Source organism: Pseudomonas putida (assembly GCF_001636055.1).
Classification (GTDB): domain Bacteria; phylum Pseudomonadota; class Gammaproteobacteria; order Pseudomonadales; family Pseudomonadaceae; genus Aquipseudomonas; species Aquipseudomonas machongensis.
In genome coordinates, this window is the sequence record NZ_CP011789.1 from 4639277 (window position 1) to 4654143 (window position 14867).

The 14867-nt window shown below is 63.4% G+C and carries 18 protein-coding genes; 9 read left to right on the forward strand and 9 right to left on the reverse strand.

The features are described from left to right. Nucleotides 1–176: 176 nt before the first annotated feature. Both AB688_RS20815 and AB688_RS20820 read right to left on the reverse strand, forming a co-directional pair. Nucleotides 177–2255, reverse strand: coding sequence for an LTA synthase family protein (locus AB688_RS20815; RefSeq protein ID WP_063545740.1), 2079 nt, complete (start codon nt 2253–2255; stop codon nt 177–179). 152 nt (nt 2256–2407) lie between these two features. Then, nucleotides 2408–2599 (reverse strand): PLDc N-terminal domain-containing protein, encoded by a 192-nt coding sequence (locus tag AB688_RS20820; RefSeq protein WP_054891979.1) that lies wholly within the window; start codon nt 2597–2599, stop codon nt 2408–2410. A gap of 128 nt (nt 2600–2727) precedes the next feature. On the opposite strand from AB688_RS20820, the gene AB688_RS20825 reads away from it, so the two are divergent. Further along, nucleotides 2728–3666: a ZIP family metal transporter gene (locus AB688_RS20825; protein ID WP_063545741.1), complete on the forward strand. Its 939-nt coding sequence runs from the start codon at nt 2728–2730 to the stop codon at nt 3664–3666. A 57-nt stretch (nt 3667–3723) separates the two neighbouring features. On the opposite strand, the gene AB688_RS20830 is transcribed toward AB688_RS20825, so the two are convergent. Continuing rightward, a complete protein-coding gene (locus AB688_RS20830; protein ID WP_063545742.1) occupies nt 3724–4254 on the reverse strand; it encodes a hypothetical protein in 531 nt (176 codons plus the stop codon). A 55-nt stretch (nt 4255–4309) separates the two neighbouring features. Continuing rightward, nucleotides 4310–4831, reverse strand: coding sequence for an ankyrin repeat domain-containing protein (locus AB688_RS20835; RefSeq protein ID WP_054891982.1), 522 nt, complete (start codon nt 4829–4831; stop codon nt 4310–4312). Nucleotides 4832–5100: 269 nt separating this feature from the next. Here AB688_RS20835 and AB688_RS20840 point away from each other — a divergent pair, with 269 nt between their 5' ends. Further along, nucleotides 5101–5373: a DUF3509 domain-containing protein gene (locus AB688_RS20840; RefSeq protein ID WP_054891983.1), complete on the forward strand. Its 273-nt coding sequence runs from the start codon at nt 5101–5103 to the stop codon at nt 5371–5373. Between the two features lie 75 nt (nt 5374–5448). Here the strand turns inward: AB688_RS20840 and AB688_RS20845 are convergent, their stop codons facing one another. From AB688_RS20845 to aroC, 3 genes are all read right to left on the reverse strand, one after another. Continuing rightward, on the reverse strand, nt 5449–5979 hold the full coding sequence (locus tag AB688_RS20845; protein ID WP_063545743.1) for an oxidase: 531 nt from the start codon (nt 5977–5979) through the stop codon (nt 5449–5451). Next, nucleotides 5979–7133 carry an MFS transporter gene (locus AB688_RS20850; protein WP_063545744.1) on the reverse strand — a complete coding sequence of 385 codons (1155 nt, stop codon included), beginning with the start codon at nt 7131–7133 and terminating at the stop codon, nt 5979–5981. The genes AB688_RS20845 and AB688_RS20850 overlap by 1 nt, the downstream gene beginning before the upstream one ends. Nucleotides 7134–7206: 73 nt before the next feature. Next, complete coding sequence (aroC, locus tag AB688_RS20855) at nt 7207–8298, reverse strand: chorismate synthase (RefSeq protein WP_063545745.1); 1092 nt, start codon at nt 8296–8298, stop codon at nt 7207–7209. 122 nt (nt 8299–8420) lie between these two features. On the opposite strand from aroC, the gene AB688_RS20860 reads away from it, so the two are divergent. Both AB688_RS20860 and AB688_RS20865 read left to right on the forward strand, forming a co-directional pair. Then, nucleotides 8421–9392 (forward strand): alpha/beta hydrolase, encoded by a 972-nt coding sequence (locus AB688_RS20860; protein WP_231100264.1) that lies wholly within the window; start codon nt 8421–8423, stop codon nt 9390–9392. Nucleotides 9393–9532: 140 nt separating this feature from the next. Then, nucleotides 9533–10315 carry a hypothetical protein gene (locus AB688_RS20865; RefSeq protein ID WP_054891987.1) on the forward strand — a complete coding sequence of 261 codons (783 nt, stop codon included), beginning with the start codon at nt 9533–9535 and terminating at the stop codon, nt 10313–10315. Nucleotides 10316–10354: 39 nt separating this feature from the next. On the opposite strand, the gene prmB is transcribed toward AB688_RS20865, so the two are convergent. Then, nucleotides 10355–11263, reverse strand: a complete 909-nt coding sequence (gene prmB / locus AB688_RS20870) for a 50S ribosomal protein L3 N(5)-glutamine methyltransferase (RefSeq protein ID WP_054891988.1) — start codon at nt 11261–11263, stop codon at nt 10355–10357. Nucleotides 11264–11439: 176 nt separating this feature from the next. On the opposite strand from prmB, the gene AB688_RS20875 reads away from it, so the two are divergent. The 5 genes from AB688_RS20875 (at nt 11440) to AB688_RS20895 (ending at nt 14125) form a co-directional block, all read left to right on the forward strand. Further along, nucleotides 11440–12030, forward strand: a complete 591-nt coding sequence (locus tag AB688_RS20875) for a cysteine hydrolase family protein (RefSeq protein ID WP_063545746.1) — start codon at nt 11440–11442, stop codon at nt 12028–12030. A gap of 80 nt (nt 12031–12110) precedes the next feature. Beyond that, a complete protein-coding gene (locus AB688_RS20880; RefSeq protein ID WP_054891990.1) occupies nt 12111–12431 on the forward strand; it encodes a hypothetical protein in 321 nt (106 codons plus the stop codon). 70 nt (nt 12432–12501) lie between these two features. After that, complete coding sequence (locus AB688_RS20885; RefSeq protein WP_054891991.1) at nt 12502–13062, forward strand: Smr/MutS family protein; 561 nt, start codon at nt 12502–12504, stop codon at nt 13060–13062. Nucleotides 13063–13131: 69 nt separating this feature from the next. Next, nucleotides 13132–13677, forward strand: coding sequence for a GTP cyclohydrolase I FolE (gene folE / locus AB688_RS20890; protein ID WP_054891992.1), 546 nt, complete (start codon nt 13132–13134; stop codon nt 13675–13677). A gap of 76 nt (nt 13678–13753) precedes the next feature. Further along, on the forward strand, nt 13754–14125 hold the full coding sequence (locus tag AB688_RS20895; RefSeq protein ID WP_063545747.1) for a glutaredoxin family protein: 372 nt from the start codon (nt 13754–13756) through the stop codon (nt 14123–14125). Nucleotides 14126–14165: 40 nt separating this feature from the next. Here AB688_RS20895 and AB688_RS20900 read toward each other — a convergent pair whose 3' ends face one another. Continuing rightward, entirely contained in the window at nt 14166–14768 is a 603-nt protein-coding gene (locus AB688_RS20900; RefSeq protein ID WP_063545748.1) for a glutathione S-transferase family protein, read from the reverse strand. Nucleotides 14769–14867 lie beyond the last annotated feature (99 nt).

The following is a 14867-nucleotide window of genomic DNA, read 5'->3' on the forward strand; positions in this document are numbered from 1 at the left end:
GATCGACCCTCTTGGAAGCACAACGGTGAGCGATATCCGTACTTAGCTGACCATACACAAAGGCTGATGTTCAGAGTGGCTGAGGGATGGAGATGAAGATTTCTTCAGCAAGCGATGACAGATGCCGCAAATGAAAAAGCCCGCCATCATCGGCGGGCTTTTCATACAGGCAAGCGTTACTCAGGCTTGCCGTGAACCACACCGGCGGTGTTGTCCAGCAGGCTCTTGGTCGCGGTCTGGATATAGGCCTCGAGCTTCTTGAGCATCTCAGGCTGATCCGGGCTCTCGATCAACTCGGCCTTGAACTCACGCCCCAGCTGGTAGCGATACATCCGCGGCGTCATGTCCTTGGACTCGATGAGGATGTGATCACCCTGCACCAGGCCAACGATCTGCTCGCTGCCCGATGGCTTGATCATGCCCACGCCCTGGTCACCGGCAGGCAGGTTCAGCAGATCACGGCCCCAGCACTGGTGACGGGTGTCGCCACCCAGGCGGCCCATGATGGTCGGCACGATATCGACCTGGGTGCCGACGGTGTGGTTGACCGCACCGAACTTGTCCTGGATACCCGGTGCGATAAGCAGCAGCGGCACGTTGAAACGACCCAGGTCCAGCTCGGTGACCTGCTGGTGGTTGCCAAAACCATGGTCGCCGACGATCACGAACAGGGTCTCCTTGAAGTAGGGCTCCTTGCGCGCCTTCTCGAAGAACTGGCCTAACGCCCAGTCGGAGTAGCGCATCGCGGTCAGGTGCTCGTCCAGGCGGCCCTGCCCTGTGACCTTCTCCACCGGCAGGTCCTTGGGCAAGGCGTAGGGGGTGTGGTTGGAGAGTGTCTGCAGCAAGGCGTAGAACGGTTTCTTGCCGTAGTTGTGGGCCAGCTCCTGGTTGGCACGGTCGAACATGTCCTGGTCCGAAACGCCCCAGGTCGGGTCGGAGAACACCGGATTGACGAAGTCGTTGCGGCCGATGAAGGTGGTCATGCCCTGGTTGCCGAAGAACCCGGACTGGTTGTCCCAGGCGAAGTCGCCGTTGTAGACGTAGACATCGTCGTAGTCACGGGCGCTGAGCAGCGCCGGCAGGCCCGAGAGCTTGTGCCCGCCCTCGGGAGTCTGCATCAGGTACTCGAAGCCCGGCAGGTTGGGGAAGCACGCCATGGTGGCGAACATGCCCTGGTGAGTGTGGGTGCCGTTGGAGAAGAAGCGATCGAACAACAGCCCTTCCTTGGCCAGCTTGTCGAAGTACGGGGTGATGTTGTTCGGACTGCCCAGGGCGCCCACCGAGTGACCGGCGAAGCTCTCCATGAGGATCACCACCACGTTCTTGATCGGCAGGGTGTTGCCGGCCGGCGGCACGAAGTCGCGACGGATGGCCGCCTGGTCGGCATCGACCAGCGTGTCGTTGGGGGTCAGCAGCAGGTCACGCACGCTTTGTTGGGCGACTCCGGTTTCCAGCACCGGTTTCCAGATATTCGCACGGTCTTCGCCGAAACGGCTCTTGGCAGCGTCGATCAGCGTCAAGGTGCCGTTCAGGCCCAGCTGGTTGACGAAGTTGGAGTCGGTGGTGAAGGCGTCACCCCAGCGCATGGGTGGGCCCTGGCGCAGGGTGCCACGGGCGGCGACCACTGCTACCAGCAGGATGACCATGAACACCGCCAGGCGGCCGTACCAGGGTGCGACACGGCGCTGAGCGACGATCTGCCCGCTGCCATGGCCACCGCGAGTCAAACGGTCGATGCCCTTGAACAGCAGGCTCAGCAGCCAGGTGCCGAACAGCCACGCCAGCAGGTAGCGAACCACCGGGAAACCGTACCAGAGCATGCTCATGACGGTCTTGGGGTCTTCCTGGATGTACTGGAAGACCAGGCCGTTCAGGCGCTGGTGAAATTCACGGTAGAAATCCAGTTCCATCAGGCCAAGGAACATCACGACGCTGGAGCTGACGGTCAACCAGAAACGGAAGAAGCCGCGCCGCGCCATGGCCCAGGGGCTGTTAAGGGCCAGCAGTAGCGGAATGCTCAGGTACACCACCACCCGCAGGTCGAAGCGCAGGCCGTTGAGGAAGCCTTCGGCCACCGTGGAGTACGGGGTGTCACCGATCATGTCGCTGTTGTAGATCAGCAGCGCCAGGCGCACCAGGCTGAGCATCAGCATGATCAGCAATCCGCTGAGCAAGGTGTAGGCGAGGTGCGATTTGAGGGTCGGCGAGAACGGTGCCGACGCGGCCCGTTGCTTCAAGGCATCCGTGTTAGCCATGAATGGGAAGATCCTAGGATTTCGGGGTTGGGAAAGGCGCTGGACGCAGCCTCGCAGTCCTGTGCCGGACAATCGCCGGCAAGGGCCCATACATTAAATGTGCGGCGCGGAGTTTGGTTAATGCCGTGTGAAAATTTTGTCACGATGAACGGTCAGAGGCGCACGTTGCCCCGCGGACCGGCAATTGCCCAGATGATCAGGCCCAGCACCGGCAACAGCAGGATGAGCAGAATCCACAGGATCTTGATCCCTGTCTCGCTGCCGCTTTTCAGCACGTTGATGATCGCCCAGATATCCAGGGCCAGAATGACCAGCCCGACCAGGCTGTTGAAGGTAGAACCCATGCTGCAACTCCTGCGTGAACGTTCCTGTGGCTGAGCATAGCCTGCTATCGGCGCGATAGAAGGGAATCCTTGGCCGGGCTCGCAGGTCACTGGATAGACTGCTGTCATCCATCGCTTCCGAGGTTCCCATGCCACCCGCCCACAGCCACAGCGCCGACACCCCTTCTCTCATCGATGCCTGGCGCCAGCAAGCGCTGAGTACCCCCTGGCTCAGTGCAGGCCTTGGGCTGAGCCTGCTGGCGATCGTACTCCTGCTGCTGGCCAGCCTGTGGAATGCAGTCAACGGCGATCACTCACAGAACCTGCACCTGGCGGCGCTGGGCGGGCTTTCGGGCTTTGGCGCCACGGCCTTGGGCGCGGTGCTGGCCGTTGTGCTGCGCGATGTCAGTGCTCGCAGCCAGGATGTGATGCTGGGTTTTGCTGCCGGCATGATGCTCGCCGCCAGTTCGTTCTCGCTGATCCTGCCGGGTCTGGATGCGGCACGGGAAATCACCGGCAACGGCCCCGCCGCTGCGGGCGTCGTCGTGCTGGGTATGGGGCTGGGGGTGTTGCTGATGCTCGGCCTGGACCGATTCACCCCACACGAGCACGAGAGCACAGGCCCTTGTGGGCCCGACGCCGAACGAATCAGCCGGGTGTGGCTGTTCGTGCTCGCCATTACCCTGCACAACCTGCCCGAGGGCATGGCCATCGGCGTGAGTTTCACCAACGGTGACATGAGCATCGGCCTGCCGCTGACCAGCGCCATCGCAATCCAGGACATTCCCGAAGGCCTGGCCGTGGCCATGGCCCTGCGCGCCACAGGATTGTCGAATTTCAAGGCCGCGCTGGTGGCGATCGGCTCTGGCCTGATGGAGCCGCTGGGGGCAGTGATCGGCCTGGGCATCTCTACTGGCTTCGCCCTCGCCTACCCGATCAGCATGGGCCTGGCAGCGGGCGCGATGATCTTCGTGGTGTCGCACGAGGTGATTCCGGAAACTCACCGCAACGGCCACCAGACCTCGGCAACGCTGGGCCTGATGGGCGGCTTTGCGGTGATGATGTTTTTGGATACTGCGCTGGGCTGATCTGCGGGAACCCCATGAGGGCGGCGCTCGCCGCCCCTGCAACAGGCAATCGCCGCGTCAGACGTGCACCGCGACCTTCAAGGCCTCCAACGCCGGCTTCACCTTGATGCCCAGCTCGCTGCCCAGTTCCAGCACGCGCGCCAGGTCCTGCTGACCGACCATCACCATCTGCAGCTCGTCATCGAGCAACTGGCTGAAGTTCAGCAGCACATAGCCGCCCGCTTCCTTGTTCAGTGCACCCATCTGCACCTGGATGCGGTTGAGCGCGGTCAGCGGCTCGGTACGTGCCAACTGCTTGGGCTTGAGGGTGAAGGGCACGCTCTTGTCGAACGAATCGCTGATCGCCTGAAACAGGTCCTGGTAGCTGTCGGCCTGGAACACCACGGTGTCCGGCAGACTGCCGAGCACCACCCATTCGCCCAGCGGGATCGGGAAACTGTCGTCGTAGTTGATGTCGGGATTGGCCGCAAGAAAAGCGGCAGGGTCGGCGTAGGCCTGGGCGGCCTCGTCGGCGATACGCTCGATGTCCGCCTCGCGCAGGCAACCGGCGCCGATGAGGCTGATGAATTCGAGCAACTGGTTCTTCATGGGGGGCCCTGCTTGGCGAATGGCGAAAAAGGCGCCAAGGATACCCCCCGAGGTGTCAGCCGACCAGCGCTTGCAGGCGAGCGGCTGCTTCGCTGGCACCCATGGTCTGCGCCGCGACCAGCGCGGTAGCGCCACGCGCATCCTGGCGGGTCGGGTCGGCGCCCTGGGCCAGGAGATAGTCGAGGATTTCGCTGCGGTTGAACATCGCTGCCAGCATCAATGCCGTGCGGCCATCGACGGCTGCCGCGTCCACCGGCACACCGTGCTCGATGAACAGCCGGATCATCGCCAGGTCGCCCTTGAAGGCAGCACCAGCAATCGGTAATTGGCCATTGTCGTTGGCGATCAAGGGGTCCGCGCCATGGGCCAGCAGCACCTTCACCGCCTCATGATGACCGTGATAGCTCGCCAGCATCAGCAAGGTGTCGCCCTTGTGATTGCGCAGGTTAGCCGGCAAGCCACCGTCAAGCAGGCGCTCGAGCATGGCGGCATCGCCTCGGCGGGCGCGCTCGAATACTTCTTCAGCGAAGGCGGCGGATTCTTCTTCGGTCATCGCGGTGGGCTGTTGGTCGGACATCTGGAACCTCCTGGCAAGTGTGTTGGACCAATTTTGTGTCAGGCCATCGCCGGGCAGCAAAGGTTCAGATTCTATGGGACCAAGAGGCAGGCTCTATGACCTTGCAAAATGCACTGTGCAAAATGCACGACCATGCACAATGCACGGCAATCAATTCCAAAAAAACAACCTAACTTATTGTTTTTAAAGGAAATTATTTTATCTAAAAGCCTGGCACGGTCACTGCAACCATCAACTCACGTCTGCCAACCTACACGTCAGGAGTTGATATGGACCTCATCCAGGAAAAATTCGTTTCGGTCTTCCCAGCCTATCAGGTCGACACCAAGTCCCGTCCGGACGGCGGCATCCTGCTGACCCTGCGCGCCGCCGACGGCACCGTGACTCGTCGTGTGCTTTCCTATGCGCAACTGCACAGCGCCGAGCAACTGTCCTGGGCCATCAGTGCCATTCGCCGCGACCTGGCCGAGCAAGCCAGCGAACTGCCTGTTATCTCCATGCTGCAAAGCCAGCAACGTTTCGCCCTGCCGACCTATCGTTGACAGTGCCGCCCGTTTCGCGGGGCAATCCTCCTTCCACGAAGGGATTCTGTGGGAAGAGGATTGCCCCGCGATCTATTACAGCTCGCTCATCCCTGCAAACTGTCGTGCCTGCTCGTCGCCGGTCATGCGGATGCCCTGCTCGTTGCCAAACAAGCGCAAGGCCAGGCAGAACGGTGTATCACCCAGATCGATCCAGCGTCGAGTCTGCGCAGGCACTACCAGCACATCGCCTTTCTCGCACAGTAGCGCAAATACCTGCTCACCCAGACGCAGGCTGACTTGGCCTCGCCCGCTCACCATCGCGAATACCTCGACGGCGTCATGCACGTGCTCATCACGCAGATCGACCTCGGTCGGCTGATCGCCGTCTCGGTTCAGCAGCGTCAGGGTCTGGCAACCGTGCGTGGTCATCAGCATGTCGATCAGACCACCGGCCTCTTCGCGCACCTGGGCCTCGGCGCTGCCAGGGCGAATGCGCAGGCCGTGGTCGTGCCGTGCAAATTGCACACCCTGCTCGGCCAGGGTGGCGGCAATGTCTTCATGGTGGGTCAGCACCTTGTTCGCCAGCTGCGGGCTGCTGGAATGAAAAACGCTGAGAATGCTCATCAGGGGCTGTTCCTGGTCTGTTGCGAACGAAGGGCAATGATAACGGCTGCAGCCAGCGCTGCGACGCTGGCCATACCAAAGGTGAACTGCGGGCCGAGCAGTTTCCAGCTGTAGCCCGAATAAAGCGCACCCAGCGCGCCACCGGTGCCGGACAGCGCCGCATACAGCGCCTGGCCCTGCCCCTGCTGGCGAGCGCCAAAGCTGGACTGGACGAAGGCGATGGAGGCCGCGTGGAAGCAGCCGAAGGTGGCTGCGTGCAGCAGCTGGGCAAGGATCAGCACCGCCGGAATATCGGCAAGGCTGCCCAGCAGCAGCCAGCGCAACGAGGCCAGCAAGAAGCTCGCCAGCAACACGCTGCGCACCGGGAAGCGCGCAAAGATCCGGCTCATCAGCATGAACATCAGCACCTCGGCGACCACCCCTAGCGCCCACAGCAGGCCAATGGCGCCGCGGCTGTAGCCCAGGTGTTCCAGGTGCAAGGTGAGGAAGGTGTAGTACGGGCCGTGGCTGAGCTGCATCAGCGCCACGCAGATATAGAACGCCAGCACGCCCGGAGCCGCCAGTTGCTTGAGAAAGCCCTCTGCCCCGCGCCGTTCGGCGTGCTCGACCGGTTGGGCATTGGGCACCCACAGGCTGGCGATGACGATGCCAGCCATGATGCTGACCATCGCCAGCGGGTAGATGTCCAGGCTCAACCATTCGAACAACCGCCCCAACCCGACCACGGTGAGGATGAAACCGATCGAGCCCCATAGCCGGACCTGGCTGTAGCGCGAGGTCTGTCCATGCAGATGCGCCAGAGTGATCACTTCGAACTGCGGCAGCACCGCATGCCAGAAGAACGCGTGCAGGGCCATGACCAGCGCCAGCCAGGCGTAGCTCTTGGCAAAGAAGATCAGGGAAAAGGTCGCCAGCGTACACAGGGCCCCCAGGCGCACGATCAGCAGGCGCCGACCGCTGCGGTCACCCAGCCAGCCCCACAGGTTGGGGGCGATGCAGCGCATGAGCATGGGGATCGCCACCAACTCGCCGATGCGTGCCGGGGAAAAGCCGAGGTGGTCGAAGTACAGGGCCAGGAAGGGTGCAGTGGCACCGAGCAAGGCGAAGTAGCAGAGGTAGAAGCTGGACAGACGCCAGTAAGGGATGGGCTGCATGGATCGGCCTTGTGGGGACCTGTACCGGCCTCTTCGCGGGGAATGCTCCGCGAAGAGGCCGGGCCTGGCTAGATCAGAGCTGGCCCAGCACCGGGGTGTTGACCTTCACCTCGGCATTCTGCGCACGGTGGCGCAGCAGGTGGTCCATCAGCACGATGGCCATCATCGCCTCGGCGATCGGCGTGGCGCGAATGCCCACGCACGGGTCATGGCGCCCCTTGGTGATGACGTCGACCGGGTCCCCATTGACGTCGATCGAGCGACCCGGCACGGTGATGCTCGAGGTTGGCTTGAGTGCCAGGTGGGCAACGATCGGCTGACCCGACGAAATACCCCCGAGAATGCCGCCGGCGTTATTGCTGAGGAAGCCTTCTGGCGTGAGCTCGTCGCGGTGCTCGCTGCCGCGCTGGGCGATGCTGGCGAATCCGGCACCGATCTCCACGCCCTTGACCGCGTTGATGCTCATCAGCGCGTGGGCCAGTTCGGCGTCGAGGCGGTCGAAGATCGGCTCGCCCAGGCCCGGCATCACGCCCTCGGCGACCACGGTGATCTTCGCGCCGACCGAATCCTGGTCACGGCGCAGTTGATCCATGTAGGCCTCAAGCTCAGGGACTTTGTCCGGGTCGGGGCTGAAGAAGGCATTCTGCTCGACGCTGTCCCAGGTCTTGAAGGGGATTTCGATCGGGCCCAACTGGCTCATGTAGCCGCGCACGCGAATGCCCTGGGTGGCCAGGAACTTCTTGGCGATGGCACCAGCCGCCACGCGCATGGCGGTTTCACGGGCCGAGCTGCGGCCACCGCCGCGGTAATCACGGATGCCGTACTTGTGGTGGTAGGTGTAGTCGGCGTGGGCCGGGCGGAACAGGTCCTTGATCGCCGAGTAGTCCTTGGACTTCTGGTCGGTGTTGCGGATCAACAGGCCAATCGAGCAACCGGTGGTACGACCTTCGAACACCCCGGAGAGGATTTCGACTTCGTCGGCTTCCTGACGCTGGGTGGTGTGCCGACTGGTACCGGGCTTGCGACGATCCAGGTCGTGCTGCAGGTCGGCCAGCGAGATCTCCAGGCCCGGCGGGCAGCCGTCGACGATGGCGACCAGCGCGGGGCCATGGCTTTCGCCTGCGGTGGTGACGGTGAACAGCTTGCCGTAGGTATTGCCGGACATGGACGCTCCGCGAAAATCAGCCTGAACTTGAAAGAGGCCGCCAGTATACGGAAAGCCGCAGCTTTGCGAAAAAAATCGCGAGAACCTTCGTTCGCACCCCAGGTCAAATCCAACATCTCCCCATGCAGTATCCGAAGATGCGCATCGTCGCCCTGCTCCTGCTGTTGTTCACAAGCCTGGCCCAGGCCGCCGCCCCTACCGTGCTCAAGCATCCCATCGACCTCGACACCGGCCATGGCGTGCTGCACGGCAGCCTGCTGTTGCCGCTGCAGGACACACCGCCGCCGGTGGCGCTGATCATCGCCGGCTCCGGGCCCACCGACCGCGACGGCAACAACCCGGCATCCGGGCGCATCGACAACCTCAAGCGCCTGGCCCAACTGCTCGCCAACGAGCACATCGCCAGCGTGCGCTACGATAAGCGCGGGGTCGCCGCCAGCCAGCCGGCGGCGCCCGACGAACGCGACCTGAGCGTCGAAGGTTATGTCGCCGATGTCGTGGCATGGGCGCACAAGCTGCAAGCCGATCCACGCTTCGGTCCGGTGATCCTGATCGGCCACAGCGAAGGCGCGCTGATAGCCAGCCTCGCCGCCAATCAAGCCGGCGCCAGCGCGGTGATCACGCTGGCCGGCAGCGGCCGCCCCATTGCCGATGTGCTGCGTGAACAACTGGCCCAGCGCCTGTCGCCGGCGCAACTGGCCCGCGGCAACAGCCTGCTCGACCGCCTGCAGGCCGGCCAGACCAGCCTGGATGTGCCCACGCCCTTGCGCGAGGTGTTTCGACCGACGGTGCAGCCCTACCTGATCTCACTGTTCCGCCAGGACCCGGCCAAGGCTTTCTCGCGCTTGCAGGTACCCGCTCTGATCGTCCAGGGCCGCAACGACGTGCAGGTCGAGGTCGGCGACGCCGAGCGCCTGAAAGCCGCCAAACCGGACGCCGAGCTGGTGCTGATCGATGGCATGAACCATATGCTGCGCATCAGCCCGCGAGCGATGAGCGAGCAGCGCGACAGTTACAGCAATCCTGACCTGCCCCTGGCCCACGAGCTGGGCGAGCGGATCGTCGCCTTCATCCACCGCTTGCAGTCCGCCTGACACTTTTACCCCTCAGGTCTTGCCCGGTGCTGCCGATAATGCATGGCAAGAGGCGGTGATGCCAAAGAGCCTTATCGTGCAGCAAGCGTTGCGCGCACAAGCACGGCATCACCCGGCCCGTGCACTTGAGGATTGCCCTGATGACCGATGCACCCGCCGCCGAGGCGATCGAAGAACAACCACCGGAGAGCGCGCCGCTGCCCTGGGCGGACCTGGCCGCTGAGCACTTTCAATTGCTGCGCCTGGCGCCGCTGCCCACCGACCGCAACAGCGGCGCGCGACCGCTGCGTTTCGTGCAGTTCGGCTATGCCGAGCGCCACGACAAGGCCAACAGCCTGCTGCGCATGGAAATCCTGCTGCCAGGCCAGAAGGTACGCAAGGAGCAGAACCGCCTCGATGTGCGGGTCGACCATGAACAGCGTGTCGTGCGCATCGGCGACGACGCCGGCCTGCAACTGGAGCCACTCAACCGCGGCCTTGGCCGCTACGTGCTGGCGCAGGCCGTGCAATGGCTGCAGCGCAAATGGTCGCACTACCAGGTCGAGGGCATGGCCCTGCCCAGCAAGGATGCCCTCAACGAAGACTCGCGCCTGCGTCGCGACCACGTGCTGCGCAGCGTAGGGCTGGAGGTGGAGTATGCCGACGGCCAGATGCTCAAGGCCCGAACCGTCGAAACGGCGGTCGGCCAGCTCAAGAGCGCCTGGAGCAACGAGAAGGTGCAGCGCGTCGACATGCTCGAAGCGGCGACCATGCTGCAACAGGCAGAGCAGAAACTGCAGGAGAAGGAAGCGCAACTGCGCGAGCGCGACGAGCGTGTGGCCAAGTACCGCCGCGAGGACAGCGGCCTGCGCTTCACCATCACCTGCCTGGTCGCCTTTGCGGTGTTCCAGGCCGGCCTGCTGATCTGGATTGCCACTCGCTGACGCCCGATCGCGGGGGGCATGCCCCCCGCGACCGAAGCCTCATACCCGCGAAGCAAACAACTCCTGGTGGTCCCGGCATTGCTGCGCCGTCAGCATGAACACGCCGTGGCCACCGCGCTCGAAGTCCAGCCAGGCGAAGTCCACCTCCGGGTAGAGGGCTTCGACATGGACCTGGCTGTTGCCCACCTCGACAATCAACAAGCCCTTCTCGGTCAGGTGATCAGCGGCCTCGGCAAGCATGCGTCGCACCAGGTCCAGACCGTCGTTGCCGCAGGCCAGGCCAAGCTCGGGCTCGTGGTGGTACTCGGTGGGCATGTCGGCGAAATCCTCGGCGTCGACATAGGGCGGATTGGACAGGATCAGGTCGAAACGCTGGCCCGGGAGCCCGGCAAAACCATCGCCCTGCACGGTGAATACACGCTGGTCGAGGCCGTGGCGCTCGATATTCTGATTGGCCACTTCGAGCGCGTCGAAGGACAGGTCGGCCAGTACCACTTCGGCCTCCTGGAACACATCGGCGGCAACGATTCCGATGCAGCCGGAGCCGGTGCACAGGTCGAGGATCCGCGCCGGCTCGCTGGCCAGCCACGGCTCGAAGCGCTTCTCGATCAGTTCGCCGATCGGGGAACGTGGTATCAGTACCCGCTCGTCGACGATGAACGACATCCCGCAGAACCACGCCTCGCCCAGCAGGTAGGCGGTCGGTACCCGCTCCTCGATACGTCGCTTGAGCAAGTGCTGCAGACGCACCCGTTCGTCATCCTCCAACTGGCAGTCCAGGTAGCTGTCGGCCACCTCCCAGGGCAAATGCACGGCACCGAGCACCAAGAGGCGGGCCTCGTCCCAGGCGTTGTCGGCGCCATGACCGAAGAACAGCTCGTGCTCATGGAAGCGGCTGACCGCCCAGCGGATGTGGTCGCGCAGGGTGCGCAGGCGGGATGTGATCACGGAGTACTCCTTTTCAGACTGTGCGAAAGTCTAACAGCCCCCCGGCTGAAATGTTCCACCGGTTCCCGTTCGGATAGCCACAGGCCAGTAACCATGCCGCCTGCGTTGTCAACCATTCACATTGGCGCCGAGGCAAGGGAGAATAGAGGGATAAAAGCCCTTCCAAGGAGCCCTTGATGTCCGTTCCAACCACGATGTTCCGCCTCACCGGCCGCGATTACCCGCCGGCCAGGCTGAGCCAAGCCAGCCTGATCGTCATCGACGCGCAAAAGGAGTACCTGAGCGGTCCACTGGCGCTGTCGGGCATGGACGAGGCCGTGGCGAACATTGCCAAGTTGCTCGAGGCTGCCCGCAAGGCCGGCCGCCCGATCATCCATGTCCGCCACCTCGGCACCGTCGGTGGCCGCTTCGACCCGCAGGGGCCGGCCGGCGAATTCATTCCGGGCCTCGAGCCGCAAGGCGACGAAATCGTCATCGAGAAGCGCATGCCCAACGCTTTCAAGAACACCAAGCTGCACGAGACGCTGCAGCAGCTCGGCCACCTGGACCTGATCGTCTGCGGTTTCATGAGCCACTCCAGCGTCAGCACCACGGTGCGCCGTGCCAAGGACTATGGTTATCGCTGCACCCTGGTGGAAGACGCCTCGGCCACCCGTGACCTGGCGTTCAAGGATACGGTCATTCCGGCCGCGCAGATCCACCAGTGCGAGATGGCCGTGATGGCCGACAACTTTGCCTGTGTCGCCCCGACCGCCAGCCTGATCTGACCGTACAACCGCCCGGCAGCCGGGCGGAACCCGACGGGCGAGCACAGGTCTGATTCCGGATACCTACAGAGGAACACGGAATGAAGCTCAAAGGCAGTTTCGATGCCAAGCGCCTGCGCCCGCGCGAGCCGGGCAACTGGGGCGCGCGCCTGGCTGCCGGCCTGTCCGCCCTGCTCGCCACCCTGGGCATCCTCCTGGCCATGGCCGGTTTCGCCGGACTGCTGGGCAACTACCAGGCCCTGGCCGAACTCAATGCCAATCGCCCCTTGTCGGCCATCCTCACGGTGATCGGGTTGCTGATGCTGTACCTGGGGGTGCGCTTCTGGCGGCGCAGCCGCATTCGCCTGCGCCGAGGGCGGGAGCTGAACCTGTCGCCGCACTTGATGAAAAAGCATGATTGAGCGTTGACCGGAGCGCTGCTGACGAGGCGGGGCCGTTCGCGTAGAATACGCCGCCCACGTGGAGGCACACATGCAAGACGACGACTTTTCCCTCTTCCGCAGCGAGGTGCGTGGCGTCAAGCCCATCGCACACGACCGCGCCGAAGTCGGCAAGCCCAAGGCCGACCGCAAGCAGCTGGCCGGCCTGCGCCAGGCCGCTACCGTGCGCAGCGACCAGCCGCTGGTGGTCGATGGCATGTCGGACCAGTTCGTCATCGACGTTGGTGCCGAAGACGAACTGATGTGGCGCCGCGACGGCGTGCAGGAAAGCCAGATTCGCAAGCTCAAGCTCGGCCAGATCGCCTTCGAGGGCAGCCTCGACCTGCACGGCATGACCGTTGAACGCGCGCGCGAAACGCTCTGGGACTTCATTGCCGAAGCCACCAAGCTGGAAGTGCGCTGCGTGCGGGTCACCCATGGCAAGGCTGCGCGCATCGACGGCAAGCGCCCGATGATCAAGAGCCACGTCAACACCTGGCTGCGCCAGCACCCGCAGGTGCTCGGTTTCGTCTCTTGCCAGGCCCGTCATGGCGGCACCGGCGCCTTGTACGTGATGCTCAAGCGGACCATGCTCGACGGTCGCGACGAATGACATCACGCTTGCAGCGCCGCGTTTGCCGCCGTAACCTTCGTTTTTGCGTTTTTTCCCACAGGTAGATCCATGTCCCTGGAACAGAACTACACCGAGATCCTCAGCCAGATCGGCGAGGACGTCTCCCGTGAGGGCCTGCTCGACACGCCCAAGCGGGCCGCAAAGGCCATGAAGTACCTTTGCCGCGGTTATGAACAAACCCTGGAAGAAGTCACCAACGGTGCGCTGTTCACTTCGGACAACAGCGAGATGGTGCTGGTCCGGGACATCGAGCTCTATTCGATGTGCGAACACCACATGCTGCCGTTCATCGGCAAGGCCCATGTGGCCTACCTGCCCAAGGGCAAGGTGCTGGGGCTGTCCAAGGTGGCACGGATCGTCGACATGTACGCACGTCGCCTGCAGATCCAGGAAAACCTCAGCCGCCAGATCGCCGAGGCCGTGGAGAAGGTTACCGGCGCCGCAGGCGTTGCGGTGGTCATCGAAGCCAAGCACATGTGCATGATGATGCGCGGCGTCGAGAAACAGAACTCGAGCATGATCACTTCGGTGATGCTTGGCGAGTTCCGCGAGAACGCCGCCACCCGCAGTGAATTCCTCAGTCTGATCAAGTGATCGGACTCTGCGCGAAGCCGACCCCTCGGGGTCGGCTTTTTATTTTCCGTTGTGCACCACAGATCAGGAGTTGCCCATGATCGTCAAAGCCCTGCGAGTCGGCCTCGGCCAACTCATCGTGTTCGGCGACTGGATCAGCCGCCCGGCCAAGCGCAAGCGCGACGCCGCCGCCCAGGCCCAGGTCGAGCAGCAGGCCAAGGGGCTGGCGCTGTACCAGTTCCATGCCTGCCCGTTCTGCGTCAAGACCCGCCGCGCCCTCCACCGCCTCAACGTGCCGGTGGCACTGCGCGATGCGAAGAACGACCCGCAACACCGCCAGGCACTGCAGGAAGGCGGCGGCCGGGTAAAGGTGCCGTGCCTGCGTATCGAAGAGGACGGCAAGGTGACCTGGATGTATGAGTCCAAGGACATCATTGGCTATCTGGAAAAGCGCTTCGGGTCGGTCTGAGCCTGGCGCAGTCACAAGGACTGCGCCGCTGCCAAGCCGATCAATCCACCATCGGCACATGCCGCGGATGGCTGGCAACCCGCTCAAGCCACGCCCTCACCCCCGGATACTCGGCCAGGTCGAAGCCACCCTGCTGCGCCACGTGGGTGTAGGCATACAACGCCACATCGGCGATCGAGTACTGCTCGCCCACCAGGTACGGCGTCATCTGCAACTGGCGCTCCATCACCTTGAGCGCCTTGTAGCCGCCCTTGTGCAACTTGCGGTACTCCTCGAGGCGCTCATCCGGCAATCCCAGGTAGAACTGGATGAAACGCGCCACGGCAATGTAAGGCTCGTGGCTGTACTGCTCGAAGAACTGCCATTGCAGCACCTGGGTGCGCAAGCGCGGCTCGGTCGGCAGGAACTCGCTGCCGTCGGCGAGGAAGTTGAGGATCGCGTTGGACTCCCACAGGCAGGTACCGTCTTCGAGCTCCAGCACCGGCACCTTGCCATTGGGGTTTCTGGCCAGGAACTCGGGGGTCTCGGTCTCGCCTTTGAGAATGTCGACCGAGTGCCACTCATAGGGGCGCCCCAGAAGATTCAGCATCAACTTGATCTTGTAGCAGTTGCCCGACTGGTAATCCCCATAAACCTTGTACATCGCCCCTCCCCTCCTGTGCAGTTGCAGGTCAGCGCCCAATAGTTGGGGACTGTACGGCTAAATGCAATGACTGCTGTATGGCAAGCTTCCGATTCGCCC

What these genes read in the sequence shown, in the direction of transcription:
- AB688_RS20865 (WP_054891987.1), top strand. Translation starts at nt 9,533, where the DNA reads ATGACCGATGCACCCGCCGCCGAGGCGATCGAAGAACAACCACCGGAG.
- AB688_RS20900 (WP_063545748.1), bottom strand. Translation starts at nt 14,768, where the DNA reads ATGTACAAGGTTTATGGGGATTACCAGTCGGGCAACTGCTACAAGATC.
- AB688_RS20820 (WP_054891979.1), bottom strand. Translation starts at nt 2,599, where the DNA reads ATGGGTTCTACCTTCAACAGCCTGGTCGGGCTGGTCATTCTGGCCCTG.
- AB688_RS20840 (WP_054891983.1), top strand. Translation starts at nt 5,101, where the DNA reads ATGGACCTCATCCAGGAAAAATTCGTTTCGGTCTTCCCAGCCTATCAG.
- AB688_RS20835 (WP_054891982.1), bottom strand. Translation starts at nt 4,831, where the DNA reads ATGTCCGACCAACAGCCCACCGCGATGACCGAAGAAGAATCCGCCGCC.
- AB688_RS20875 (WP_063545746.1), top strand. Translation starts at nt 11,440, where the DNA reads ATGTCCGTTCCAACCACGATGTTCCGCCTCACCGGCCGCGATTACCCG.
- AB688_RS20815 (WP_063545740.1), bottom strand. Translation starts at nt 2,255, where the DNA reads ATGGCTAACACGGATGCCTTGAAGCAACGGGCCGCGTCGGCACCGTTC.
- AB688_RS20895 (WP_063545747.1), top strand. Translation starts at nt 13,754, where the DNA reads ATGATCGTCAAAGCCCTGCGAGTCGGCCTCGGCCAACTCATCGTGTTC.
- AB688_RS20845 (WP_063545743.1), bottom strand. Translation starts at nt 5,979, where the DNA reads ATGAGCATTCTCAGCGTTTTTCATTCCAGCAGCCCGCAGCTGGCGAAC.
- AB688_RS20880 (WP_054891990.1), top strand. Translation starts at nt 12,111, where the DNA reads ATGAAGCTCAAAGGCAGTTTCGATGCCAAGCGCCTGCGCCCGCGCGAG.
- AB688_RS20825 (WP_063545741.1), top strand. Translation starts at nt 2,728, where the DNA reads ATGCCACCCGCCCACAGCCACAGCGCCGACACCCCTTCTCTCATCGAT.
- AB688_RS20830 (WP_063545742.1), bottom strand. Translation starts at nt 4,254, where the DNA reads ATGAAGAACCAGTTGCTCGAATTCATCAGCCTCATCGGCGCCGGTTGC.
- AB688_RS20850 (WP_063545744.1), bottom strand. Translation starts at nt 7,133, where the DNA reads ATGCAGCCCATCCCTTACTGGCGTCTGTCCAGCTTCTACCTCTGCTAC.
- AB688_RS20885 (WP_054891991.1), top strand. Translation starts at nt 12,502, where the DNA reads ATGCAAGACGACGACTTTTCCCTCTTCCGCAGCGAGGTGCGTGGCGTC.
- aroC (WP_063545745.1), bottom strand. Translation starts at nt 8,298, where the DNA reads ATGTCCGGCAATACCTACGGCAAGCTGTTCACCGTCACCACCGCAGGC.
- folE (WP_054891992.1), top strand. Translation starts at nt 13,132, where the DNA reads ATGTCCCTGGAACAGAACTACACCGAGATCCTCAGCCAGATCGGCGAG.
- AB688_RS20860 (WP_231100264.1), top strand. Translation starts at nt 8,421, where the DNA reads ATGCAGTATCCGAAGATGCGCATCGTCGCCCTGCTCCTGCTGTTGTTC.